This is a genomic window from Pararhodobacter sp. SW119, from assembly GCF_017811755.1.
Lineage (GTDB): Bacteria > Pseudomonadota > Alphaproteobacteria > Rhodobacterales > Rhodobacteraceae > Pararhodobacter.
Map to the genome: position 1 here is coordinate 1 of NZ_JADDJF010000015.1, position 23,512 is coordinate 23,512.

Below are 23,512 nucleotides of genomic sequence, written 5' to 3' on the forward strand. Positions count from 1 at the left end.
GCAATGAAACTTCTGCTCGAACGGCGCAGAGGCGACGTTCCTGCTACGCCCGCTGAAGTTCAAGCGTCCCAGCTCTCGACTTCGACCGAACCTGAGCGACTTTTGTGTGCGATGACTTTGGCCCGAAAAGGGCGTCTGGCGCAAAACCCCGGGAGCATCGCCGCCGGGAGTTGCGCTCCGCGCGCGGGCTTCTTGCCGCCGCGCCTGAAAACTCAGTGAGTCCAGACCTCTCGCCGGTTGGTGGCGAAGTTTTCGCCGTAGCCGCCGGGGCGGATGTTCGGGCGGCGCGGTTTGGGTTGAACCAGGATGTAGTCGATGCCATGCGATTTCGCGTAGGCCTCGGCCTCGGCCTGGCTGTCGAAGCGCAAGCGAACCTGGCCCTGGGTGTCGGTGGATCCGATCCAGCCCATCAGGGGTTCGGTGTAGCGCGCCTCGCCGCGAAAGAACTCGAGCACCCAGTGCCGGGTACGGGCCGTGCCCGATTGCATGGCGTTGCGGGCGGGGCGATAGATACGGGCGCGCATGGAAACCTCCGGATATTCGATCCGTTATCGCCAAGCGCGCGAACAAGCGCAAGAGGCGCGGGGTTGAAACCGGACGGGAGCGACACAACCTGTCCTGCGACATGGGCGAGGTATCCCGGTGACAGATTCTAGCCTTGCACCGCCCGCCGGGCGGCAGAAACTCGAAGGCGGGCGCCGTTTTCGCATGGCGACGCCGTTCGAACCGGCGGGTGACCAGCCGACCGCGATCGCGGAACTGGTCGAGGGGATAGACGAGGGCGAACGCAACCAGGTTCTGCTGGGGGCAACCGGTACCGGCAAGACCTTCACGATGGCGAAGATCATCGAGGCGACGCAGCGCCCGGCGATCATCCTGGCGCCGAACAAGACGCTGGCGGCGCAGCTTTACGGCGAATTCAAGGGGTTCTTCCCCGATAACGCGGTCGAATACTTCGTCAGCTACTACGACTACTACCAGCCCGAAGCCTACGTTCCCCGCTCGGACACCTATATCGAGAAGGAATCCCAGATCAACGAGCAGATTGACCGGATGCGCCACTCGGCGACCCGGGCTTTGCTGGAGCGTGACGATGTGATCATCGTGGCCTCGGTCAGTTGCATCTACGGCATCGGTTCGGTCGAGACCTATTCGGCGATGACGCAGGATCTGGAGGTCGGCGGGCACTACGATCCCCGAAAAATCATCGCCGAACTGGTCGCGCAGCAGTACCGGCGCAATGATGCGGCTTTTCAGCGCGGGGCCTTCCGGGTGCGCGGCGACGTGATCGAGGTCTGGCCCGCCCACCTGGAGGACCGGGCCTGGAAATTGTCGTTTTTTGGCGAGGAACTGGAGGCGATCACCGAGTTCGACCCGCTGACAGGTCAGAAAACTGACAGTTTCGACAAGATCAGGATCTACGCGAACAGCCACTACGTGACGCCGCGGCCGACGATGCAGCAGGCGATCAAGGGCATCAAGGCCGAGTTGCAGGTGCGGCTCAAGCAACTGATCGGCGAAGGCAAGCTGCTGGAGGCGCAGCGTCTGGAGCAGCGCACGCAGTTCGACCTGGAAATGCTGGAAGCCACCGGCGTCTGCAACGGGATCGAGAACTATTCGCGCTACCTGACCGGCCGCGCGCCCGGCGAGCCGCCGCCGACGCTGTTCGAGTTCATTCCCGACAACGCGATCGTATTCGCGGACGAATCGCACGTCTCGGTCCCGCAGATCGGCGGCATGTACAAGGGCGACTACCGGCGCAAGTTCACCCTGGCCGAACACGGGTTCCGCCTGCCGTCCTGCATGGACAACCGCCCCCTGAAGTTCGAGGAATGGGACGCGATGCGCCCGCAATCGGTCTTCGTCTCGGCCACGCCGGCGGGATGGGAGATGGAACAGACCGGCGGCGTCTTCACCGAACAGGTGATCCGCCCCACCGGCCTGCTGGACCCCGAGGTCGAAATCCGCCCGGTGGCGACGCAGGTGGACGATCTGCTGGACGAGATCCGCACCGTCGCGCAGCGGGGGATGCGGGTGCTGGTCACGGTGCTGACCAAGCGCATGGCCGAGGATCTGACCGAATACCTGCACGAACAGGGCATCCGCGTGCGCTACATGCATTCCGACATCGACACGATCGAACGGATCGAGATCCTGCGCGACCTGCGGCTCGGCGCGTTCGACGTGCTGGTCGGCATCAACCTGCTGCGCGAGGGGCTCGATATCCCCGAATGCGGGCTTGTGGCGATCCTGGACGCCGACAAGGAGGGTTTCCTGCGCTCGGAGACCTCGCTGGTGCAGACCATCGGCCGGGCGGCGCGCAATGCCGAGGGCCGCGTCATCATGTATGCCGACCGCACCACCGGCTCGATGGAGCGCGCGCTGGCCGAGACGAACCGGCGCCGCGACAAACAGATGGCCTACAACATCGAGCACGGCATCACCCCGGCGACGATCAGGAAGAACGTCGAGGACGTGCTCTCGGGCCTCTGGCAGGGCGACACCGACCTGAGTCGCGTCACCGTGAAGGTCGACAAACCGCTGGTCGGCGCCAATCTGGCGGCGCATCTGGAGGCGCTGAGGACGCAGATGCGCAAGGCCGCCGAGAACCTGGAATTCGAGGAAGCCGCCCGATTGCGCGACGAGGTCAAGCGGCTGGAAACGGTGGAACTGGCCATCGCCGACGACCCGCTGGCGCGCCAGTCGGTGATCGAGGAGGCGGTGGAGGACGCCACGACGCGCTCGGGCCGCTCCACAGCCGGGAGGGCGGGTCAGCGCGGCGGCGTCAAGCGGCGTAGCAAACGGTAGGACGCGCCGCCGGCATCGCGAGCGCGCGGGTAGTCGAGGCGTTACGTTCGCGCTGTGGCTCCGGCTTGGGCGGCGTGCGGATACGCCCCGTCGAGCCGAGTCAAAGGTTTCATTGCGGTTAAATTTCTCAGAATTTCGTTTCTTTCCAATAGCTTGCGTGACTGCTCGCATGCGAGCAGTCGGCCTTTCAGCCGCCTTCCGGGGCGCAAAGGCGCCGACCTAGCGCCCCAGCGCCGCCGCGATCGCCAGCACGATCACCGCGCCGATGGCCGACACCACCAGGATCGCGACAAGCCCGTAGGCCGCCAGAACCCCGGCCCCCACCAGCGCCAGCACGAAAGGCGCGGCCAGCGCAGCGACGACGCCGAGGGCGATGTTGCGGGCCTTGTTGCGCCCCCCGGTCAGGGCCGAGGCGATCAACCCCGCCAACACCCCGATCACGATCAGGATCAGCCCTCCGATCCCGCCAACCACCTGCAGGAACTCTTCCATTCGCCCCTCCCGTTCTCGGGCGTCCTGCCCGGTCTTCCGCTGGATGTTGCGCCGTTCGCCGGCGGTAAACAAGGGCAAGCGGCGGCGGCGGCGTTCAGCCGCCAGCGGCGCCGGGGTCCGCACGCGCCAGCGCCCATGCGACCCAGTCGGGCACCACCCGGCTGGCCAGGCCGAGGAGATGCGCGTCGAAATCGCCCGAGACATCGGTCTGCGTCGTGTTGATCTCGGTGCAATGCGCGCCGGCCGCGCGCGCCTCCATCACCAGGCCCGCCGCCGGCCAGACCTGACCGGAGGTGCCGATGGCCGCAAACACCCTGCAATCGGCAAGTTCCGCCGCGATCCGATCCATGTGATAGGGGATTTCGCCGAACCAGACGACATCGGGGCGGGTCGCGGCGCGGCGGCAGGCGGGGCAGGGGTCGTCGGGCGCCATGTGCATCGGGGCGGGCCAGACGCGGTTGCAGGCCCCACACCGCGCCCGCATCAATGCGCCGTGCATCTGGATCACGTTCCTGGAGCCGGCGCGATGGTGCAGGTCGTCGACATTCTGCGTCACGATCAGGGTCTGGCCTGGCAGCGCGGCTTCCAGGCGGGCGAGCGCCGTGTGCGCGGCGTTTGGCCTGGCTTCGGCGCAGTTCCGCCGGCGGGCATTGTAGAAGTCATGCACCAGCGAGGGGTTGCGACGGAATCCCTGGGGCGTGGCGACCTCTTCCAGGTCGTACTGCGACCAGAGGCCGTTTTCATCACGGAAGGTCCCCAGCCCGCTTTCGGCCGAGATGCCCGCCCCGGTCAGCACAACGATCCGCGCCATCCTACCCCCGTTGCAGCTTCACCGGCTCGGTTCGCGCCAGACGCAGGACATGCGCCATGAAGGGCTTCGTCGCATCGTCGGTGCGCGTGGCGGCGTAGAGGCGCCGGGTCATGCCTTTCGAGGTCAGGGGCCGGGTGACGTAGTCCGAGGAATACTTGACCTCGCGCAGCACCCAGTCCGGCAGGACGGCGACCCCGCGTCCGGAAGCGACGAGGAGCAGGATCACCGCGGTCAGTTCCACCTGCCGGATCGCGCGCGGTTCGACCTTGGCAGGCGTCAGCAGCCCGGTGAAGACGTCGAGGCGCGTGCGCTCCACCGGGTAGGTGATCAGGACTTCCTCGCGGAAATCCTCGGCCTCGACAAAGGGTCTGGAGGCGAGCGGGTGATTGGCGGCGGCGACGAAGCGCGGCTCATAGTCGAAAAGCGGGATGAAGGTGACGCCCTCGATCTCCTCGGGGTCGGAGGACACGACCAGATCGACCTCTTCGCGCGCCAGAGCGGGCAGGGCGCCGAAGGCCAGGCCGGGGCGTATGTCGACATCGACATCGGGCCAGGCGTGGCGGAATTTCTCGAGTACCGGGAACAGCCATTCAAAGCAGGCATGGCATTCGATCGCGATGTGCAATCGGCCGGATTTGCCAGCAATTAGGGCGCGAAATTCGTCTTCCAGCGCATCGATGCGCGGCAGGACGTCCTCGGCCAGTTTCAGAAGCTTCATCCCGGCCGCCGAGAGCCGCAGCGGTTTCGTCCGGCGCACGAAAAGCTCGACACCGCATTGATCCTCCAGGCCCTTCAGTTGATGGCTCAGGGCCGACTGGGTGAGATTCAGCAGATCCGCCGCCTTGCCGACGCCACCGGCCAGGTGGATCGCGCGGATCGTGCGAAGGTGTCGGAACTCAAGGTGCATTATGCGGCGAGGCTCATGGAGATGATGAGAACAATGAATTTGTCTCACATGGAGGTTCGTGCCACAAGTGGGGCACCAAAGGAGCCCTTTCATGCCCGCACCACGCGTCTCTTTCGAGTTCTTCCCGCCGAAATCGCTCGAAGCCAGTTTTCGGCTTTGGGAAACCGTGCGGATGCTGGCGCCCCTCTCGCCGGAGTTCGTTTCGGTCACCTATGGCGCGGGTGGCACGACCCGGCAGCTGACGCATGAGGCAGTGACGACGATCGGACGCGAGTTCGGGCTGAACGTGGCTGCGCATCTGACCTGCGTCGATGCCACCCGGGACGAGACGCTGGCCATCGCCCGGTCCTATGCCGAGGCCGGGGTCAGGGAGATCGTGGCGCTCAGGGGCGATCCGCCGAAAGGCCAGGGGCGCTTCACGCGGCACCCCGACGGGTTTGCCGATTCACTGGAGTTGATCGCGGCGCTGCGAAACGCGGGCGATTTCAACCTTCGCGTTGGCGCCTATCCCGAACCGCACCCCGAGGCGGCGGATCCGCAAGCCGACATTCACTGGCTCAAGCGCAAGTTCGAAGCCGGCGCCGACAGTGCGATCACCCAGTTCTTCTTCGAGCCCGAGACCTTCCTGCGCTTTCGCGACGCGTGCGTCCGCGAGGGCCTCGACGCAAGCCGGATCGTTCCCGGGATCGTGCCCATCGAGAATTGGGCGGGTATTCGCCGTTTCGCGCAGGCGACTGGGACTTCCATTCCGGTCTGGCTGGACGACGCGTTCGACAAGGCGATCCGCGACGGACGCGAGCAGTTGCTGGCGACGGCGATCTGCACGGAACTCTGCGACCGGTTGATGGGCGAGGGGGTGGAGGATCTGCACTTCTACACGTTGAACCGCGCACAACTCACCCGCGATGTCTGTCATGCCCTGGGCGTGACCGCGCGGGTTCCGCTTCAGAACGTGGCGTGATTCCGAACCGGGGCCCGGCCGACGCGAAACCTTTCGGTCAGATCGCCGGTCCAGCCGCCACGCGTGCCTGAAGCGCGGTCAGCAACGGGCGCCGCCGACCCCGCGTTCGCGCCAGATCGGCGGCGGCGACGAGGGGGGCGTCGTTCAGGCTTCGGGCGATCCCGCCGATGAACTGGCCTGCATAACCGGTTCGCCTGCCGTCGAGCAAAAGCGTCTGCGCCCGCTTCAGATCATCGTGCAGCGCCATCGGATCGGCGCCTCCGCTGCAGGCCCTGGCGATCGCCGTGCGCCGTGCCGCCGTCGCCGAGAGGAAGTCGCGGGCGAGGATCGATTCGGCCTCGACGATCGAAATGCCCAGGATCGTCTCCAGATGCGCGGCAAGGCCCAGCGGCTTGGCGCAGAAGGCATCCGCGCCGGCCGAAAGCGCGGCGCCGCGCCCCTCGGGATCACCGGACACCGCCACGATGCGTGGCCGGCGTGGCGTCAGCGCGGCCAGTTCGACGATCAGATCCAGGCCCGATCCGTCGGGCAACCCCAGATCGATCAGGGCCAGTTCCGGCCTGTAGAGCCGCAAGTGCCTACGCGCCGCTGCGAGGGTTTCGACGCGACGCAGGCGGATACCCGCCGCGCGGCAGATCAGGCGCACGGTCTCGGCCGCGAACCGGCTATCCTCGACCAGCAGCATCGTCTGCGGGCGCGGCATCACGGCAAGAAGAGCGGGCAGAACACCCAGCGGCGGCGTGCCGGGGGATGATGACGGCATGGCAGCACCTCCATCCAAGGGAGCGAGCCTGCTTGGAATTCCCTAAGGCGCGGTTAATCCGCGCAGCCGGGTTGCCATCGACCCGCCGGCGGACATATCACGATTGCACAATCGCAACGGAGAATGCCTGTGATCGGTCGCTTGAATCATGTCGCCATTGCCGTGCCGGACCTGGAGGCCGCGTCCGCGCAGTATCGCGGCACGCTGGGCGCCGAGGTCGGCCCGCCGCAGGACGAACCCGATCACGGTGTGACCGTGGTCTTCATCACCTTGCCGAACACCAAGATCGAGCTTCTGTATCCTTTGGGCGAGGAGAGCCCGATCAAGGGATTTCTCGAGAAGAACCCGGCGGGCGGGATCCACCATATCTGCTATGAAGTGCAGGATATCATCGCGGCCCGCGACCGGCTCAAGGCGGCGGGGGCACGCGTCCTCGGCACCGGCGAGCCGAAGATCGGCGCGCATGGAAAGCCCGTGCTGTTCCTGCATCCCAAGGATTTCAACGGCTGCCTCGTCGAACTGGAGCAGGTCTGATGACCGTCTTTTCGGGTTTTGTGCTTTACGCGGTCCTTTGGTTCCTGACCTTGTTCCTGGTCTTGCCATTGCGGCTTACCACCCAAGGGGATGCGGGTTCGGTCGTGCCGGGCACGCCGTCTTCGGCGCCGCAGGACGCGCAGATGCGCAAGCGGTTGACCATCACCACGATCGCAAGCTTCGTCATCTGGGCGATCGTTGCCGCGATCATCCTGTCGGGCTTGGTCGGCATCGACGACATCGATTTCCTATACCGCGCGACCCGGGGTTGAAATTCAATCCTCGACCCAGCGGGTGATCGATGCGACGTCGGGGCGCGGACGCTCTGGCGGGGTCGCGTCGGTGGTGCCGATGTGAATGAAGCCCGCGACCTTCTCGGTCGGTGAAAGGCCCAGTCCACGCGCGCAGAACTCATGGTCATGGGCGGCGAACCCGGTAAGCCAGCACGCGCCGTACCCTTGGGCGAGGGCGGCGTTGACCAGGGACAGGCAGACCGCGCCGGCGGAGAGCAACTGCTCGACCTCGGGGATCTTGTCAGAGGGTTTGGGCGCGGCGATGACCGCCACCGCGAAGGGTGAATCGCGGAACGTGGCGGCGGCCTTCTCGGTCTTCTCGGGTGCCTCGCCCAGCGCCAGGCCGCGTTCCGCGCAGAGCGTGCCCAGCCGGGCGAGCGCGGCCTGCTCCAGCACCACGAATCGCCAGGGTTCGAGTTTTCCATGGTCGGGAACGCGGGCGGCTGCCGTCAGTAGCCGGGTCAGCACTGTACGATCCGGTGCGGGCGCGCGCAGCATCTTGGCCGGACGGGAACGGCGCGACAGAAGAAACTCCAGAACCTCGGGTCGGGCGGGGGGCGGAAGGTCGGTCATGGTCTCTCCGGTTTCTTGGGCTTCGCGCTGATCTGTCCCTTCGAGCGGTCGAGGGCAAGGCCGTTCACCGGGCGGACGCTTGCCCTTCGCACGGAAAGCCGGCAGAGAGTGTCTCGTCTGCACCGGCACCGGAGGATCACATGCTGATGGCCGATCTGGGCGATCTTCGCCTGCACTATCGGATCGACGGGCCCGAGGACGGCGCGCCGGTGGTCTTTGCCAATTCGCTGGGCACCGATCTGCGGCTCTGGGACAAGGTGGTGCCGCTTCTGCCCGAAGGGTTGCGGATCGTGCGCTACGACATGCGCGGGCACGGGCTGTCCGACGCGCCGGCGGCGCCCTATTCGATGGGCGCGCTCGTGCGCGATCTGGAAAGGCTTCTGGACCATCTGCGCTTGCGCGATGTGCTGCTGGTCGGGCTGTCGATCGGCGGCATGGTTGCACAGGGGCTGGCGGTCAAGCGGATGGACCAGGTGCGCGCCATGGTGCTGTCGAACACCGGCGCCAAGATCGGCACCGCCGAGATGTGGCAAGAGCGTATCGAAGCGGTCAACGAGCATGGCGTGTCAGCCCTGTCCGAAGGGGTGATGCAACGCTGGTTCCCGCAAGCCTTCCGCGACAGCGACGAGTGCCGCGCCTGGCAGCACATGCTGGAGCGCACGCCGGCCGAGGGCTACGCGGGATGCGCCGCCGCCATCGCCGGCACCGACTTCTATACGCCGACCTCTGGCCTGCGCCTGCCGGTTCTGGGCATCGCCGGGTCCGAGGATGGCTCGACCCCGCCGGATCTGGTCCGCGAGACGGTGGACCTGATCCCCGGCAGCCGGTTCGCCCTGATCCGGGGCTCGGGCCATCTGCCCTGCGTAGACCAGCCCGAAGCCTATGCCGCGATCCTGAACGCCTTCATCACCGAAACCGGCCATTTGCAGGGCTGAGGCCGTGCCGCATCCCCCGCTTCTTCTGGTCCACGGATCCTGCCACGGGGCCTGGTGCTGGCGCGATCTTCTACCGGAACTTACCGCACGGGGGATCGCGGCGCGGGCGATCGACCTGCCGGGGCATGGCGCAGATACCAGGCCGCTGTCAGAGGTCACGCTTGACGCCTATGCCGAAGCGATCCTGGCCGCGGCCGAAGACATGGGGGGACGCGTCGCCCTTCTGGGCCATTCGATGGCGGGTTACCCGATCACCGCGGCGGCGCAGCGCGCACCCGGCATGATCGACAAGCTGATCTACCTCTCCGCTTATCTGCCCGAGTCCGGTCGCTCGCTCAGCGACATGCGGGCAGCCTGGCCCGAACAACCGCTCATGCCGGCGATCCGACGCAGGGATGACGGTCTTTCCTTCACCATCGCCGAGGACTGGCAGCCCCAGGTCTTCTACCACGACTGCCCGGCAGAGGCGGTCGCATTCGCGCGCGAGAACCTGGGTCCGCAGGCCATTGCCCCGCAAGCGACGCCGCTGGACCTGACCGCCGCATGGGAGGGGATCGAATCGCATTACATCGTCTGTGCCGATGACCGCACCATTCCACCCGACTACCAACGCTACATGGCCCGCAACCTGCCACTGGAGCGCGTGAGCGAACTGCAATCGTCGCATTCGCCCTTCTTCGCGATGCCGGGCGCGCTGGCCGAGCGGGTCGTCGCGATCCTCGGCGACTGATGCCGTCCCGTCTGCCGGTCGTCTTCATCCTCGTCACCCTGACGCTGGATGCGATCGGCTTCGGGCTGATCTTGCCGGTGATGCCCGATCTGCTGGTCGAGGTGACGGGGCGCGACCTGTCGCACGCAGCACTTTGGGCCGGAATGCTTACCGGCGGTTTCGCGGTGATGCAGTTCTTCTGCGGGCCGGTGATCGGCGGGTTGTCGGACAGGTTCGGGCGCAAACCGGTTCTACTGTTGTCGCTTGCCGTCCTCTCTGCGGATTACCTGATTCTGGCGCTTGCGGGGACGATCTGGCTGGTCTTTGCCGCGCGATTGCTGACCGGTGCGGCGTCGTCTACGCAGGCGACGGCGGTGGCCTATCTCGCCGACATCTCCACGCCCGAGGAGAAGGCGCAGCGTTTCGGGCTGGTTGGCGCGGCCTTCGGCGTGGGTTTCGTTCTGGGCCCGGCAATTGGCGGCCTGCTGGCGGAGTTCGGAACGCGCGCGCCCTTTGTCGTGGCATCGGCCCTTGCCGCGGCGAACATGGCGTTCGGTGCCATCGTCCTGCGCGAAACCCTGCATCCCCAGAACCGTCGTCCGTTTCGTTTGCGGCGCGCGAACCCCTTCGCGGCCTTCGGCCACATCGGCCGCTTCCGCGCGGGCAGGCGCCTTTTGGCGGTCTATTTCCTGCACGAGTTCGGTTTCTTCGTCTATCCGGTCGTCTGGGCCTATTTCTCGATCGCCCGCTTCGGATGGTCGCCCGGCCAGGTCGGATTCTCGCTCGCCTTGTTCGGACTGTGCTTTGCGGTCGTCCAGGCGGGATTGATCCGCCCCGCGTTGAATGGACTGGGCCGTCAGGGGGCGATGATCGCCGGCACGCTTGCCGGTATCGTCTCGTTCTCGGGGCTGGCGGTGGTCGGAAGCGGTGCGCTCGCCCTGGCGCTGGTCCCTGTTGCCGCGTTGGGCGGATTCGTCGTGCCGGCGTTGCGGGCCGAGCTGTCCGACCGCGTCGGTGCCGACCGGCAGGGAGAGTTGCAGGGGCTGATGGCGTCCCTGCGCGCGGTCGGCATGATGGCGGCGCCGCTGGTCTTCACGCAGGTCTTCGCCAAGTTCACGGGCAGCGGCGCGGTGATCGAGCTGCCCGGCGCACCGTTCGCCATCGCCGCGCTGCTCAATCTGGTGGCGCTGGTCATCCTGACTCGCCGGGACTGAGCCGGCGAACTGTTGGGCTCACGGCGTGGCGCTTGCCGGCCGGCGTGCCGCCAACTAATCTCGGATGCGGGGTCGACCCTGGCCTTCGGGGCCAGGCGAACGATCAGCGCGTGTGGGATTCGGGCTTGAATTCTTGTCAGTTTCCCGCAGCGTACCATTGCAAACGAAAGCCGGTTCGCCGGTAAGACAGGGAGACGATAGAATGAAACGCCTCAGGGCTAGGACTTTGGCCTCGACGACTGCGATGCTGGCAATGCTGGGCGGCACCGCCCAGGCACAGGGCGTGGTGAACGTTTTCAACTGGTCGGACTACATCACCGACGAGGTGCTGGAGCAGTTCACCGAAGAAACCGGCATCCGCGTCGTCTACGATGTCTACGACAGCAACGACACGCTGGAAGCGCGGCTTCTGGCCGGATCGTCGGGTTTCGACGTGGTCGTGCCGACCGCGACCTTCCTGGAGCGGCAGATCGCGGCGGGGGTTTATCAGCCCCTGGATCGCGATCTGCTGCCCAACATCGACAACATGGACGAGCGGTTGATGGCGTCGGCCGCCAGCCACGACCCCGACAATGCGCATGCTGTGATCTACATGTGGGGCACCACGGGCATCGGCTACAATGTCGACATGATCGCGGAGCGTCTGGGCGAGGATTACGAAGTCGACAGCTGGTCGCTGATCTTCGATCCCGAGATTGCGGCGCAGGTGGCCGATTGCGGCATCTCTTTCCTCGATTCGCCGACCGACATGTTCCCCGCGGCGATGGCCTACCTGGGACTTGACCCCCAGTCGACCGCGACCGAGGATTTCGAGGCCGCGGCGGAGCTGATGTCCTCTGTCCGCGATCACGTTCGCTATTTCCACTCCTCTCAGTACATCTCGGATCTGGCGAACGGCGAGATCTGTGTCGCTGTCGGCTGGTCGGGTGACGTGCTGCAGGCGGCCGAGCGTGCCGAGGAGGCCGGGCGCGGCGTCAGCGTCTGGTACGCCATCCCCGAAGAGGGCGCGATGCAGTGGTTCGACATGCTGGCCATCCCGGCAGATGCCCCCAACCCCGAGAACGCGCATGCCTTCATCAACTTCATCATGAAGCCCGAGGTTGCGGCGGCGATCACCAACTATGTCTGGTTCCCGAACGGCAATTCCGCCGCGTTCGAGCTGGTCGACGAGGAGATCCGGACCGATCCCGCGATCTACCCGAGCGACGAGGTGATGGACAAGCTGTTCACCGGCGTCACCTACGACGGCAGGACGGACCGGGTGGTCACACGGCTCTGGACGCGCGTGCGGACCGGCCAGTAAGAAGCAGATGCCCCGCCTGCCGGTCCGACAGGCGGGGTCTTTCGATGGTCGAGGCACCGCATGACCCAGCATGGCTCCAATCAGCCGATCGCCGCCGAAACACGGCCTTGGCTCGATCCCGAGGCGCAGCCATTCATCTCCATTCGGGGGATCACCAAGCGGTTCGGCACCTTCACCGCGGTCAACAACATCAATCTCGACATATTCCGCGGAGAGCTTTTCTGCCTTCTCGGCGGCTCGGGCTGCGGAAAATCGACTTTGCTGCGGATGCTTGCCGGCTTCGAGGCCCCGACCGAGGGGCAGATCCTGATTGACGGGCAGGACATGGCGAAGGTCCCGCCCGACAAGCGTCCGACGAACATGATGTTCCAGTCCTACGCGCTATTTCCGCACATGACCGTCGAGAAGAACGTGGCCTATGGCCTGCTGCGCGAAGGCAAGTCCAAGCGCGAAGCCTATGCGCGCGTCGCGGAAATGCTGAGGCTCGTGAAACTCGAGACGCTGGCGAAGCGCAAGCCGCACCAGCTTTCCGGCGGGCAGCGGCAGCGGGTGGCGCTGGCCCGATCGTTGATCAAGCAGCCGAAGCTGCTGCTGCTGGACGAGCCGCTCGGCGCGCTCGACAAGAAACTGCGCGAGGAAACACAATTCGAGTTGATCCGAATTCAGGAATCGCTTGGGGTCACGTTCATCGTCGTCACCCACGACCAGGACGAGGCGATGACCCTGGCCACGCGGATCGGGGTGATGAACGAGGGTGAAATCCGCCAGGTCGGCGAGCCGCGCGAGATCTACGAGGAGCCGAATTCGAAGTTCGTCGCCGATTTCATCGGCTCGGTGAACCTGTTCGAAGGCCGCGTGGAGGCCGCCGCCCCGGACCTGATGCGCCTGCAGACCGACGAGTTGGGACCCGTCGTGACCCTGCCGCGATCAGGGCTAAGTCGCAACCAGCGGATCTGGGTCGCCCTGCGGCCCGAGCGGATCACCCTGAGCCGCGTGCGCCCCGATGCGGCGACGAACGTGGTGTCCGGCGTCGTTCAGGAAGTGGGCTACATGGGCCACATGTCGAATTTCCGTGTCCGGCTCGACGGCGGGCGGGTGATCCGCGTGACCCAGTCCAACCGCCTGCGCGACGAAGATCCGATCAGCTGGGACGAGCCGATATTCGCCAGCTGGTCACCGGCGGCGGTGCGGGTTCTGACCGAATGAACGCACTCACCCGTTCCCCTGTCTGGCGTGGCACCGCGTGGCTGTTTGGCAGGCTAGGCCTGAGCGGGCGCGGTCTGGTCATCGCCATCCCGATGCTCTGGTTCCTGGTTTTCTTCCTGGTGCCGTTTTTCGTTCTGGGCCGCATCTCGCTTGCCGAGCCGCGGATTGCCTTGCCGCCCTATACGCCGTTGTTCGAGCGCGGGCCGGACGGCTCCTTGCAGATCATCGCCAGCCTCGAGAACTACTGGTTCCTTTGGGAAGATGCGCTCTACCGCAACGCCTATCTATCCTCGATCCGGATCGCGGTGATCTCGACCGTGTTCGCGCTGCTCATCGGCTATCCGATCGCCTACTACATCGCCCGCTCGCCCGAGCCGCGCCAGTCGATCCTGCTGCTGATGGTGATCCTGCCCTTCTGGACGTCCTTCCTGCTGCGTGTCTATGCGTGGATGGGGTTTCTGCGGCGCGAGGGGGTGATCAACAACATGCTGATGAGCATGGGCGTGATCGACACGCCGCTGGTCATGCTGCAGACCGACTTCGCCGTGCTGATCGGGATTGTCTATACCTATCTGCCGTTCATGATCCTGCCCCTCTATGCGAACCTCACCAAGCTCGACAGCGCGCATCTGGAGGCTGCTGCGGATCTGGGCGCCTCGCCGATGGTGACGTTCTTCACCGTGACGCTGCCGCTTTCCATGCCCGGGATCATCGCAGGCTCCATGCTCGTCTTCATCCCGGCCATCGGCGAATACGTGATCCCGGCTCTGCTGGGGGGGCCGGACACGCTGATGATCGGCCGGGTGCTGTGGGACGAATTCTTCTCCAGTCGCGACTGGCCGGTGGCCTCGGCGGTGGCCATCGTCATGCTGGTGCTGGTGGTCGCGCCGATCATGTGGCTGCAATCGGTCCAGAACCGGCGGGAGCTTGACTGATGGCGCGCGGCTGGTTCCTGCCGGTGGCGGTCGTGCTCGGCTTCGTCTTCCTTTATGCGCCGATCATCTCGCTCGTGGTTTTCTCCTTCAACGAAAGCCGGCTGGTGACGGTCTGGGGCGGGTTTTCCACGCGCTGGTATGGCGAGTTGCTGCGTGACCGGCAGATCCTCGGCGCGGCTTGGATCAGTCTGCAGGTGGCCTTCGCGTCGGCCACGGTCGCCACCGCGATCGGGACGCTCGCGGCCTTCGTGCTGACGCGTTTCGGCGGATTTCGCGGCCGGCTGCTGCTGACAGGCATGGCCACCGCGCCGCTGGTCATGCCCGAGGTCATCACGGGGCTGTCGTTGCTGCTGCTCTTCGTGTCGATGGAACTGACGCTGGGCTGGCCGGCCGGGCGGGGGCTGACCACGATCATCATCGCGCACACGACCTTCTGCGCGGCTTTCGTCGCGGTGATCGCGCAATCGCGGCTGCGTGACATGGACGAAAGCCTGGAGGAAGCGGCGCGCGATCTGGGTGCCGGTCCCGTGCGGGTGTTCTTCGACATCACCTTGCCGGTGATCGCGCCGGCGCTGGTCGCCGGCTGGCTTTTGGCCTTCACGCTTTCGCTCGACGATCTGGTGATCGCCAGCTTCGTGTCCGGTCCGGGGGCGTCGACCTTGCCGATGGTCATCTTCTCGAAGGTCCGGCTGGGCGTCAGCCCGGACGTGAACGCCCTGGCCACGATCATCATCGGGATCGTCGCCGTGTCGGTGGTCACAGCGGGGGTCCTGATCCGCCGCCGCGCGAAGCGAGAGGGGTGAGGCGTTCGACTAGGCGTCCTGCCGGGCGTCGATGTGCTGCGCGATCTCCTCGGCCAGGGCGGCTTTGCGAAACGGCTTTGCGACATGCCCGACGAAGCCCGCCGCAAGGTACTCTGCAACCTGATGCTGCATGGCGTTCGCGGTCACCGCGATGGCTGGAACGGGGGTCGAACCCGCCGCGCGCTCACGGACGCGGATGCGCGCCAGTGCCTCGATCCCGTCGAGTTCGGGCATTGCGATATCGAGCAGCAGCAGGTCGAACTTGCCGGGGCGGAACGCCTCCAGCGCGGCACGACCGTCATCGACCAGCGTCACCGACAGCCCGAGGCTGCGCAGCATGCCATCCAGAATGCGCCGGTTCGTCATGTTGTCGTCCGCAACCAGAACCCGCACACCGCCGAGGTTGGCCTGCCCGATCCGTGCCGGGATCTGATCCTGCACCGCTGGCGCCACCGGAAGACTGACGATAACCTTCGTGCCGTTGCCCGGCGCGCTTTGCAGAGCGATCTCGCCGGCCATCAGCTGCACGAGCCGGCGCGTGATCGACAGCCCGAGACCGGTGCCGCCAAACCGGCGGGCCGTCGATCCTTCGGCCTGTTCGAATTCATCGAAGACCCGGGCGCATTGCGTTGCGGTCATTCCGATTCCAGTATCGGTCACGCGGATCTGCAGCACATCGCCCGGACGCATCGAGAAGTCGACCGAAACGGAACCCACCTGAGTGAACTTGAGCGCATTTCCGATCAGGTTGTTCAGGATCTGCAGTATGCGGTTCCGGTCCCCCATGCGCATCATGGCACTTTGCGCGCATGCCGTGACATCCAACGTCAGCCCCTTGCTTGCGGCATGCGGGCCATAGAGCGCCCTGACCCGCCGGGCCAGATCAGACGGGGCGAAGGGATAGCTTTCCAGTTCCAGCTTTCCCGCCTCGATCTTCGCCAGATCGAGGATATCGTTGAGAATTGCCAACAGCCCTTCACCCGAATCGCGGATCGTATCGATCATGCGGCGCTGTTCGGTATCTATCGCAGAATCGCCCAGCAATTCCGCCATCCCCAGCACACCGGTGAGCGGGGTCCGAAGCTCATGGCTCATGTTCGCCAGGAAGGCGGACTTGGCCCGGTTCGCCGCCTCGGCGCGCTCTGTCGCCGCAACCAACGCGCTGACGTTGGAACCCACCCCGCGATACCCTCGGAAGGCCCCATCAGGTCCGAAATAGGGCGAGCCGCTGATCCGGATCCAGATCGGCCGGCCGTCGGCATCATCCGCGACGCGGTAGACGAAGTCCGAATAGGGCTCGCGCCGGGAAGTCTGACGCGCGAGTTCGTCCCAATCCGCACTCAGGCGCGCTTCGGCATGCATATTCATTTCGTGCCGCGTGCGTCCCAGCAGAGTGGTCGCAGGCATACCGGTCGCCCGTTCGAAGCCACTGGAGATGTAAGTGAAGCGCAGGTTTTCGTCCTGCTCCCAGAACCAACTGTCGCTGACATCGGCGATATCGGCGAACCGCTGTTCGGCCTCCTGTCGCGCGGCAAGCGCCTGTTCTAGCTCTTCCTTCGCCTGCGCGAGTGCGAATTCCCGCAGCTTGTGCTCGGTGATATCCAGCATCACGCCACTTTCCGCAGCCGGTTTGCCCGGCGCGGCCCAACGGGTGACCTGAGCCTTGGACAGCACCCAGATCCAGTGACCCTCGCGGTGGCGAAGGCGGAATTCGTGCGTGACGCTACGTTGTCCCGACCCGTAATGCGACGATACATTCGCATGCAGGCGGTCCAGGTCGTCGGGATGTACGAGCGATTCGAACCTGGCATGGCAAAAGGGTTCCAACTCGGCGCGCGTGTATCCCAGAAGGGCTGCGTATTGCTCTTCGAACACTACCTCGCCGGTTAGGTTGTCGAGTTCCCAGACCCCGACCGCCGTGGCGTTGAGGATGCGATGCAGACGTTCCTCGGCGTTGCGCTGCTCGGTGACGTCAAGCATCACCCCGCTCAGTCGTCTCGGCCGCCCCTCGGCGTCGCGCCGGCTGACACGGCCGCTTTCCAGCAGATGCACCCAGTGCCCCTTCTGGTGGAGCATCCGGTATTCGGCTTCGAAGCGGTCGGTCTCGCCGTCCTTGACCCGGCGAATTCCCTCCATCACGCGCGCAGCGTCCTCGGGATGCACCAGATCATCCCACATCTCCTGGCTCACCCGTGCGTGCGACTCCGGCTGCAGGCCAAGGATTTCGGCCCAGTAGCTGTTCACATCTTCCAGCAGCGTTTCCAGGTCCAGTTCGAACGTGCCGATCCGTGCGCCGTCGATGATCTCGCTCAGGCGCCGCTCGGTATCGCGGATGTCGGTCACGTCGATCCGGAGGCCGACATATCCGCCGTCTCGCAACCGCTTGTTGTGCAGCCGAATGATCCGTCCATCGCGGTAGGGCAGGTCGAACTCGAAATATTCCTCATTGCCCGTTTCCAGCATCGAGCCAAGCTGGTCGGCCATTTCCTTGGTCGAGCAGTCGTACATGCCGCGTTCGAACCCGGTCCGCATGATCTCTACCAGGCTTACGCCCGGGACGAGGATGTCCGCGACCGGGGCGTTGAGTTCGCGATACTTGGCGTTGCACAGAACCAGGCGCTGATCGGGGTCGAACAGGACAAACCCGTCCTGCAACGCCTCGATCGCGTGATCGACCCTGGCCTGGGCTTCCGCCGCCTGATGCGCCAGGCGCGCGAGTTCGGCATCCTTCTGCTTTCGATCGGTGATATCGACCGAGAGGATCAGATAGCCCTCGAAGGCGCCGCAGCATGAAAACAGCGGCTGAAAATCGACATCGACCCAGGCAGGCCCCTGTGCAGAGACGGTGCGCTCTATCTCCACGCGTACGGGTTCCCGGGCGCGCAGCTTCGAAAGGATCCAGTCGGCATCGCTGTTTCTGAACTCGGGCGAGAGCAGGTAGTCCTCGATCGTGATGTCGCGGACCTCCTCAAGGGTCTTGCCGATCCGTTTCTCGAGCGCGGCATTGATCCAGCGCGGCCGCAGATCGGCCGAGGTGACCACAGCGGCGCTTTGCATCCGGCGCACGACCTCGCCCAGCATCGCGTTTTCCTCGACGCGGGCCTGATCCTCGGTCACGTCGCGGATGCGAAAGACGTAGCCCGCCGAACTCGCCCCGACGGACTGGCGCCAAGCGACCGTCAGCTGGAATGCGCGCGTGGTGCCGCCGGTTTCCAGCCGGTAGACCGGAGCCGAGGCGATACCGTTCGCCCGCGCTTCGGCCATGGCGCGACGTTGCAGGGACGCCACCTCGGGCGGCAGCGTTTCCTCCAGCGTCTTTCCCCGGATCTTCTCGGGCGATTCGGCCAGAAGATCGGGGCGAGAGACGTGATAGTCGAAACAGCGCCCCTCCTCGTCGATCTCCAGCACCACCTCCGGCATCGCGGCCAGTGTCGCGCGCAGCCTGCCCAGCGTTTCGGCCTGTTCGTTGCGCGCGTCGACCAGCGCGGCCTCGGTGCGCTGGCGGATGATGGCGGACATGATCCCGTCGGCGACGGTGCGCAGCGCCCAGATGTCGGTCTGCGTGAAGGCCCGTTGCGTGCGCACGCGATCGAAACCGAGCAATCCCTGAAAGGTCCCGTCGCGTGTCAGGGGAACCACCAGAAGCGAGCGGATATGCTGAGAGGCCAGCAGATCGCGCAAGGGATGCGCGGGCAGGGCGTCGACCGATTCGATCATCATGTGACGTCCCGAACGGATCGGATCGATGATCGGCGCGATGTCGGCTTCGGGTATGGCCTGCATCGTGTCCTTGAAGGCCGCGATACCGGGTGCGCACCACTCGCTGGTGTTGCGCCAGGTGGCGCCGTCGCACTGGAATACATAGGCGCGGCAGGCATCGCCGAGCGTGCCGATCTGAGCGAGCACATGATCAATGGTCGGATCGACCGCGTCCCGATCCGCGCGCAGCAACCGTCCCAGCGCGTCGACGACGATCGGATAGACACCCAGCGCGTCTTCCGGTGGAAGCAGGGTTTTCGGCTGTACAACCTGCATTGACTGTTCTTCACCGGAACGGGAAAGGGCGCGGTCCAGAGAGCGCGAGTAGAATTTATATATGGTTAACCTGCTCGCGGACGCTGTGCTTCACCGCCGCTTGACACCCTGTGCGCGCTCGTCTGTGCTGGCAATGTCGCCGTCTTTCCATCCAGTTGCAGGAGCGCATCCATGCACCACCCCCCCTCCGACGCCGAAGCCCGTCGCGCCGTGGCGCCGGTGATCTGCTATCCGACCGGAACGCTGCCACGACCGGACCTGAACCTCTACCGCAAGGCAAGGGAAAGCGCACGGCAGGTTGCCAGCTTGCGAATCCCGCCGCGTGACGCGAGGGCCTTCGAGGTCCCCAAGGGGCATTTCTTCCGCATCTCCTGCCCCGACGGATCGCAGGTTGGCGACCTCAATCTCTTCTCGGCGGCGGACCCCGGGGAACGATTCTATTCCGGCAAGACGCGCGCCCTGCATGGAACGCATCTGTCGACCGGCGCGCGCATGTGGTCCGGTTTTCCCTGGCTGCGCCCGATGGCGACCATCGTGTCGGACAGCCTGGACTGGTACGGTGCGGACGCCCACGGCGGGCGCGTCCACGACGTGATCGGCACGCGCTGTGATCCCTACACGCACCATCTGCTGACGGGCGGGCAGTATCATCTTTGTTGTCATTCGAACCTCACGCGCGCGTTGGACGACGCGGGTTTCGCGCCCGACAGGGCCGAGGCGATGGTTCATGACGTCCTCAACGTCTTCATGTGCACCGGGTTCACGGCCGATACAGGGCAGTATTTCATGAAGGCCAGTCCCGCGCGCGCCGGTGATTTCATCGAGTTCTTCGCCGAGATCGATCTGCTGGGCGTCCTTTCGGCCTGCCCCGGCGGAGACTGCGGTGCGGAGCATTCATCGGATGCGGCGAAATGCCATGCGCTGTGCATCGAGGTGTTCGCGCCGGCAGACGGGGCGCTTGAAGGCTGGTCCCCGCCGCAGGCCAACGGCTACGATCGCAGCCATGGTCTGTCCCGAAGGGACTGAAACCGCCAGAATGCATGGCCTTTGTCGCTAACAGCGCCCTGTTGGGGCCAAGACCCCGCCTTCACGGTTGCGGGGGGGTGATTGCTCTGCTAGGGAAGCGCCGATTTCGGGTGCCGCGCCGACGTCCGCACCCCTTTGCCCGGGCCAGGCGCGTGGCCGAAGGGTGACCAGACATCGGAAGGATGGACGTGTCCGAATCAGCTTCGATTTCGTCCGGCATCGCGCAGCGATACGCCACCGCCGTTTTCGACCTCGCGCGCGAGAAAAAGGCACTCAAGGTGCTGGAAGCGGACGTCGACGCACTGGAAGCAGCCCTTGCCGAGAGTGGCGACCTGCGGCGCATGATGACGTCACCGCTTTTCCCGCGAAACGAACAGCGCCGCGCCGTCGCTGCTATTGCGGAGAAGATGACGCTGTCGAAGACGATGACCGGTGTGCTTGGCCTCATGGCGCAGAACCGCCGTCTGTTCGCCGTGCCGCATCTCCTTGTGTCACTGCGCCGGATGATCGCTGAAGAAAAGGGCGAGGTCTCGGCCGAAGTGACCTCCGCCACCGTCCTGACCAAGGCGCAGGCCGATGCGCTGGCTGCCACGCTGAACGAACGCTTCGGCAAGAAGGTCAAGCTGAATGTCGCCGTCGATGAATCGCTCATCGGCGGTCTTATTGTCAAAGTGGGCTCGAAGATGGTCGACACCTCGATCCGCTCCAAGCTCGCTTCCCTCCAGAACAGCATGAAAGAGGTCGGATAAATGGGTATCCAAGCAGCTGAGATCTCTGCGATCCTCAAGGAGCAGATCAAGAACTTCGGCCAGGAGGTCGAGGTTTCCGAGGTCGGCCAGGTGCTCTCGGTCGGTGACGGGATCGCCCGTGTCCACGGCCTCGATAACGTCCAGGCCGGCGAGATGGTCGAGTTTCCCGGCGGCATTCGCGGCATGGCGCTCAACCTCGAGGTCGACAACGTCGGCATCGTGATCTTCGGCGACGACAGGTCGATCAAGGAAGGCGACACCGTCAAGCGCACCAAGTCCATCGTGGACGTTCCCGCCGGCGACGCGCTTCTGGGCCGCGTAGTCGATGGCCTGGGCAACGCGATCGACGGCAAGGGCGACATCAAGGCGTCCGAGCGCCGCATCGCCGACTCGAAGGCGCCGGGCATCATCCCGCGGAAATCGGTGCACGAGCCGATGGCGACGGGGCTCAAGGCGATCGACTCGATGATCCCGATCGGTCGCGGCCAACGCGAACTCATCATCGGCGACCGCCAGACCGGCAAGACCGCCGTCGCGCTCGACACGATCCTAAACCAGAAGGCCTACAACGACGCCGCAGGCGACGACGAATCGAAAAAGCTCTACTGCGTCTACTGCGCCATCGGGCAGAAGCGCTCGACCGTCGCGCAGCTGGTCAAGAAGCTGGAGGAAACCGGCGCGATCGAATACACGATCGTCGTTGCCGCCACCGCCTCGGACCCCGCGCCGATGCAGTTCCTCGCGCCCTATTCCGCGACCGCAATGGCCGAATTCTTCCGCGACAACGGCCGCCACGCGCTGATCATCTACGATGACCTCTCGAAACAGGCTGTCGCCTACCGGCAGATGTCGCTGCTGCTGCGCCGCCCGCCGGGGCGCGAGGCCTATCCCGGCGACGTCTTCTACCTCCACTCGCGCCTGCTGGAGCGGTCGGCGAAGCTGAACGAGGATAACGGCTCGGGCTCACTGACCGCGCTGCCGATCATCGAGACGCAGGCGGGCGACGTGTCGGCCTATATCCCGACCAACGTGATCTCGATCACCGACGGCCAGATCTTCCTCGAGACCGAGCTTTTCTACCAGGGTGTCCGCCCGGCCGTGAACACCGGTCTGTCGGTCAGCCGCGTCGGCTCGGCCGCGCAGACCAAGGCGATGAAATCGGTCGCCGGCCCCGTGAAGCTCGAGCTCGCGCAGTACCGCGAGATGGCCGCCTTCGCGCAGTTCGGCTCGGACCTCGACGCCTCGACGCAGCGGCTTCTGAACCGCGGCGCGCGCCTGACCGAACTGATGAAGCAGGGGCAGTATTCGCCGCTGACCAACGCGGAAATCGTCTGCGTGATCTTCGCCGGCACCAACGGCTACCTCGACAAGCTGCCCGTCGGCGATGTCGGCCGGTTCGAGAAGGGTCTGCTTGCGCATCTGCGCGACAAGCACAAGGCGCTGCTGGATGACATCACCCAGAACGACCGCGCGGTGAAGGGCGAGTTGCAGGACAAGATCAAGGCCGCGCTCGACGAATTCGCCCGGGACTTCGCCTGAAACAGGACGAGAGGAGAGGGCGATGCCAAGCCTCAAGGACCTGAAGAACCGGATCAACTCGGTCAAATCGACCCGGAAGATCACCAAGGCGATGCAGATGGTCGCCGCCGCCAAGCTGCGCCGCGCGCAGGAAGCGGCGGAGAACGCGCGCCCCTATGCCAAGCGGATGGAGGCGGTGGTCAACGGCCTCGCGGCCTCGGTCAAGGGGTCGGATACCGCGCCGAAGCTGCTGTCCGGCTCCGGCAAGGACGACGTGCATCTGCTGGTCGTGATGACGTCCGAGCGCGGGCTTTGCGGCGGGTTCAACTCGTCGATCGTGAAGCTGGCGCGCCAGCACGCGGCAAAACTGCGCTCGAAGGGCAAGACGGTGAAGATCATCACCGTCGGCAAGAAGGGGCGCGAACAACTGCGCCGCGATCTGGGCGAGCATCTGATCGCGCATGTCGATCTGTCGGACGTCAAGCGCGTCGGCTACCAGAACGCCCGCGACATCGCGCAGGACGTGCTCAAGCGCTTCGACGCCGAGGAATTCGACGTCGCCACGATCTTCTTCAGCCGCTTCCAGTCGGTGATCTCGCAGATCCCGACCGCTCAGCAGATCATCCCCGCCCCGATCGCCGAAACCGAGGAGGAATCGCAGGGATCGACGGTTTACGAGTATGAACCGTCGGAGGAAGCGATCCTCGAGGACCTGCTGCCGCGTTCCGTGGCCACGCAGATCTTCACGGCGCTGCTGGAAAATGCGGCCTCCGAACAGGGCGCGCGGATGAGCGCCATGGACAGCGCGACGCGCAACGCGGGCGACATGATCGACCGTCTGACCATCGAGTACAACCGCTCGCGCCAGGCCGCGATCACCAAGGAACTGATCGAGATCATTTCGGGCGCCGAGGCGCTCTGAGAAACCGGAGAGAGA

At 65.3% G+C, this 23,512-nt stretch carries 22 protein-coding genes; 15 read left to right on the forward strand and 7 right to left on the reverse strand.

The window, feature by feature from the left end; genetic code table 11:
* Positions 1–212: 212 nt before the first annotated feature.
* Positions 213–524, reverse strand: coding sequence for an ETC complex I subunit (locus IM708_RS10615; protein WP_209426499.1), 312 nt, complete (start codon positions 522–524; stop codon positions 213–215).
* 118 nt (positions 525–642) lie between these two features.
* Between IM708_RS10615 and uvrB the strand changes: the two genes are divergently transcribed.
* Positions 643–2,808, forward strand: coding sequence for an excinuclease ABC subunit UvrB (uvrB, locus tag IM708_RS10620; protein ID WP_348524960.1), 2,166 nt, complete (start codon positions 643–645; stop codon positions 2,806–2,808).
* Positions 2,809–3,027: 219 nt separating this feature from the next.
* Here the strand turns inward: uvrB and IM708_RS10625 are convergent, their stop codons facing one another.
* The 3 genes from IM708_RS10625 to IM708_RS10635 all read right to left on the reverse strand — a co-directional run bounded on the left by IM708_RS10625 (position 3,028) and on the right by IM708_RS10635 (position 5,018).
* Positions 3,028–3,300 (reverse strand): GlsB/YeaQ/YmgE family stress response membrane protein, encoded by a 273-nt coding sequence (locus IM708_RS10625; RefSeq protein ID WP_209426500.1) that lies wholly within the window; start codon positions 3,298–3,300, stop codon positions 3,028–3,030.
* 94 nt (positions 3,301–3,394) lie between these two features.
* Positions 3,395–4,111 (reverse strand): NAD-dependent deacylase, encoded by a 717-nt coding sequence (locus IM708_RS10630; protein ID WP_209426501.1) that lies wholly within the window; start codon positions 4,109–4,111, stop codon positions 3,395–3,397.
* 1 nt (position 4,112) lies between these two features.
* Positions 4,113–5,018, reverse strand: a complete 906-nt coding sequence (locus tag IM708_RS10635; RefSeq protein WP_209426502.1) for a LysR family transcriptional regulator — start codon at positions 5,016–5,018, stop codon at positions 4,113–4,115.
* Positions 5,019–5,109: 91 nt separating this feature from the next.
* Here IM708_RS10635 and metF point away from each other — a divergent pair, with 91 nt between their 5' ends.
* A complete protein-coding gene (metF, locus tag IM708_RS10640) occupies positions 5,110–5,979 on the forward strand; it encodes a methylenetetrahydrofolate reductase [NAD(P)H] (RefSeq protein ID WP_209426503.1) in 870 nt (289 codons plus the stop codon).
* A gap of 37 nt (positions 5,980–6,016) precedes the next feature.
* On the opposite strand, the gene IM708_RS10645 is transcribed toward metF, so the two are convergent.
* Positions 6,017–6,742: a response regulator gene (locus IM708_RS10645; protein WP_209426504.1), complete on the reverse strand. Its 726-nt coding sequence runs from the start codon at positions 6,740–6,742 to the stop codon at positions 6,017–6,019.
* Between the two features lie 129 nt (positions 6,743–6,871).
* Here IM708_RS10645 and mce point away from each other — a divergent pair, with 129 nt between their 5' ends.
* Together mce and IM708_RS10655 are read left to right on the forward strand one after the other, a co-directional pair.
* Positions 6,872–7,276 carry a methylmalonyl-CoA epimerase gene (mce, locus tag IM708_RS10650; RefSeq protein WP_209426505.1) on the forward strand — a complete coding sequence of 135 codons (405 nt, stop codon included), beginning with the start codon at positions 6,872–6,874 and terminating at the stop codon, positions 7,274–7,276.
* Positions 7,276–7,548, forward strand: a complete 273-nt coding sequence (locus tag IM708_RS10655; RefSeq protein WP_209426506.1) for a DUF1467 family protein — start codon at positions 7,276–7,278, stop codon at positions 7,546–7,548. The genes mce and IM708_RS10655 overlap by 1 nt, the downstream gene beginning before the upstream one ends.
* Positions 7,549–7,551: 3 nt before the next feature.
* Here the strand turns inward: IM708_RS10655 and IM708_RS10660 are convergent, their stop codons facing one another.
* Positions 7,552–8,142, reverse strand: a complete 591-nt coding sequence (locus IM708_RS10660; RefSeq protein ID WP_209426507.1) for a nitroreductase — start codon at positions 8,140–8,142, stop codon at positions 7,552–7,554.
* Positions 8,143–8,282: 140 nt separating this feature from the next.
* On the opposite strand from IM708_RS10660, the gene pcaD reads away from it, so the two are divergent.
* The 7 genes from pcaD to IM708_RS10695 all read left to right on the forward strand — a co-directional run bounded on the left by pcaD (position 8,283) and on the right by IM708_RS10695 (position 15,247).
* Complete coding sequence (gene pcaD, locus IM708_RS10665) at positions 8,283–9,077, forward strand: 3-oxoadipate enol-lactonase (RefSeq protein ID WP_209426508.1); 795 nt, start codon at positions 8,283–8,285, stop codon at positions 9,075–9,077.
* A 4-nt stretch (positions 9,078–9,081) separates the two neighbouring features.
* A complete protein-coding gene (locus IM708_RS10670) occupies positions 9,082–9,807 on the forward strand; it encodes an alpha/beta fold hydrolase (protein WP_209426509.1) in 726 nt (241 codons plus the stop codon).
* Positions 9,807–11,000, forward strand: coding sequence for an MFS transporter (locus IM708_RS10675; RefSeq protein WP_209426510.1), 1,194 nt, complete (start codon positions 9,807–9,809; stop codon positions 10,998–11,000). Before IM708_RS10670 ends, IM708_RS10675 begins: the two co-directional genes overlap by 1 nt.
* A 202-nt stretch (positions 11,001–11,202) precedes the next feature.
* On the forward strand, positions 11,203–12,303 hold the full coding sequence (locus IM708_RS10680; RefSeq protein ID WP_209426511.1) for a polyamine ABC transporter substrate-binding protein: 1,101 nt from the start codon (positions 11,203–11,205) through the stop codon (positions 12,301–12,303).
* Between the two features lie 60 nt (positions 12,304–12,363).
* Complete coding sequence (locus tag IM708_RS10685) at positions 12,364–13,509, forward strand: ABC transporter ATP-binding protein (protein WP_209426512.1); 1,146 nt, start codon at positions 12,364–12,366, stop codon at positions 13,507–13,509.
* Positions 13,510–13,601: 92 nt separating this feature from the next.
* Positions 13,602–14,444 carry an ABC transporter permease subunit gene (locus tag IM708_RS10690; RefSeq protein WP_245243125.1) on the forward strand — a complete coding sequence of 281 codons (843 nt, stop codon included), beginning with the start codon at positions 13,602–13,604 and terminating at the stop codon, positions 14,442–14,444.
* The gene (locus IM708_RS10695) at positions 14,444–15,247 is read left to right on the forward strand and encodes an ABC transporter permease subunit (RefSeq protein WP_209426514.1); all 804 of its coding nucleotides are present in this window, start codon (positions 14,444–14,446) and stop codon (positions 15,245–15,247) included. The genes IM708_RS10690 and IM708_RS10695 overlap by 1 nt, the downstream gene beginning before the upstream one ends.
* Before the next feature lie 9 nt (positions 15,248–15,256).
* Here the strand turns inward: IM708_RS10695 and IM708_RS10700 are convergent, their stop codons facing one another.
* Positions 15,257–19,282: a PAS domain S-box protein gene (locus IM708_RS10700; RefSeq protein WP_209426515.1), complete on the reverse strand. Its 4,026-nt coding sequence runs from the start codon at positions 19,280–19,282 to the stop codon at positions 15,257–15,259.
* A 171-nt stretch (positions 19,283–19,453) separates the two neighbouring features.
* On the opposite strand from IM708_RS10700, the gene IM708_RS10705 reads away from it, so the two are divergent.
* The 4 genes from IM708_RS10705 to IM708_RS10720 all read left to right on the forward strand — a co-directional run bounded on the left by IM708_RS10705 (position 19,454) and on the right by IM708_RS10720 (position 23,497).
* Positions 19,454–20,308, forward strand: a complete 855-nt coding sequence (locus IM708_RS10705) for a DUF1989 domain-containing protein (RefSeq protein WP_209426516.1) — start codon at positions 19,454–19,456, stop codon at positions 20,306–20,308.
* A gap of 188 nt (positions 20,309–20,496) precedes the next feature.
* A complete protein-coding gene (locus IM708_RS10710; protein WP_209426517.1) occupies positions 20,497–21,057 on the forward strand; it encodes a F0F1 ATP synthase subunit delta in 561 nt (186 codons plus the stop codon).
* Positions 21,058–22,596, forward strand: coding sequence for a F0F1 ATP synthase subunit alpha (atpA, locus tag IM708_RS10715; RefSeq protein WP_209426518.1), 1,539 nt, complete (start codon positions 21,058–21,060; stop codon positions 22,594–22,596). It begins immediately after the preceding gene.
* Positions 22,597–22,618: 22 nt separating this feature from the next.
* Complete coding sequence (locus tag IM708_RS10720; protein WP_209426519.1) at positions 22,619–23,497, forward strand: F0F1 ATP synthase subunit gamma; 879 nt, start codon at positions 22,619–22,621, stop codon at positions 23,495–23,497.
* The last annotated feature ends 15 nt before the right edge of the window (positions 23,498–23,512 follow it).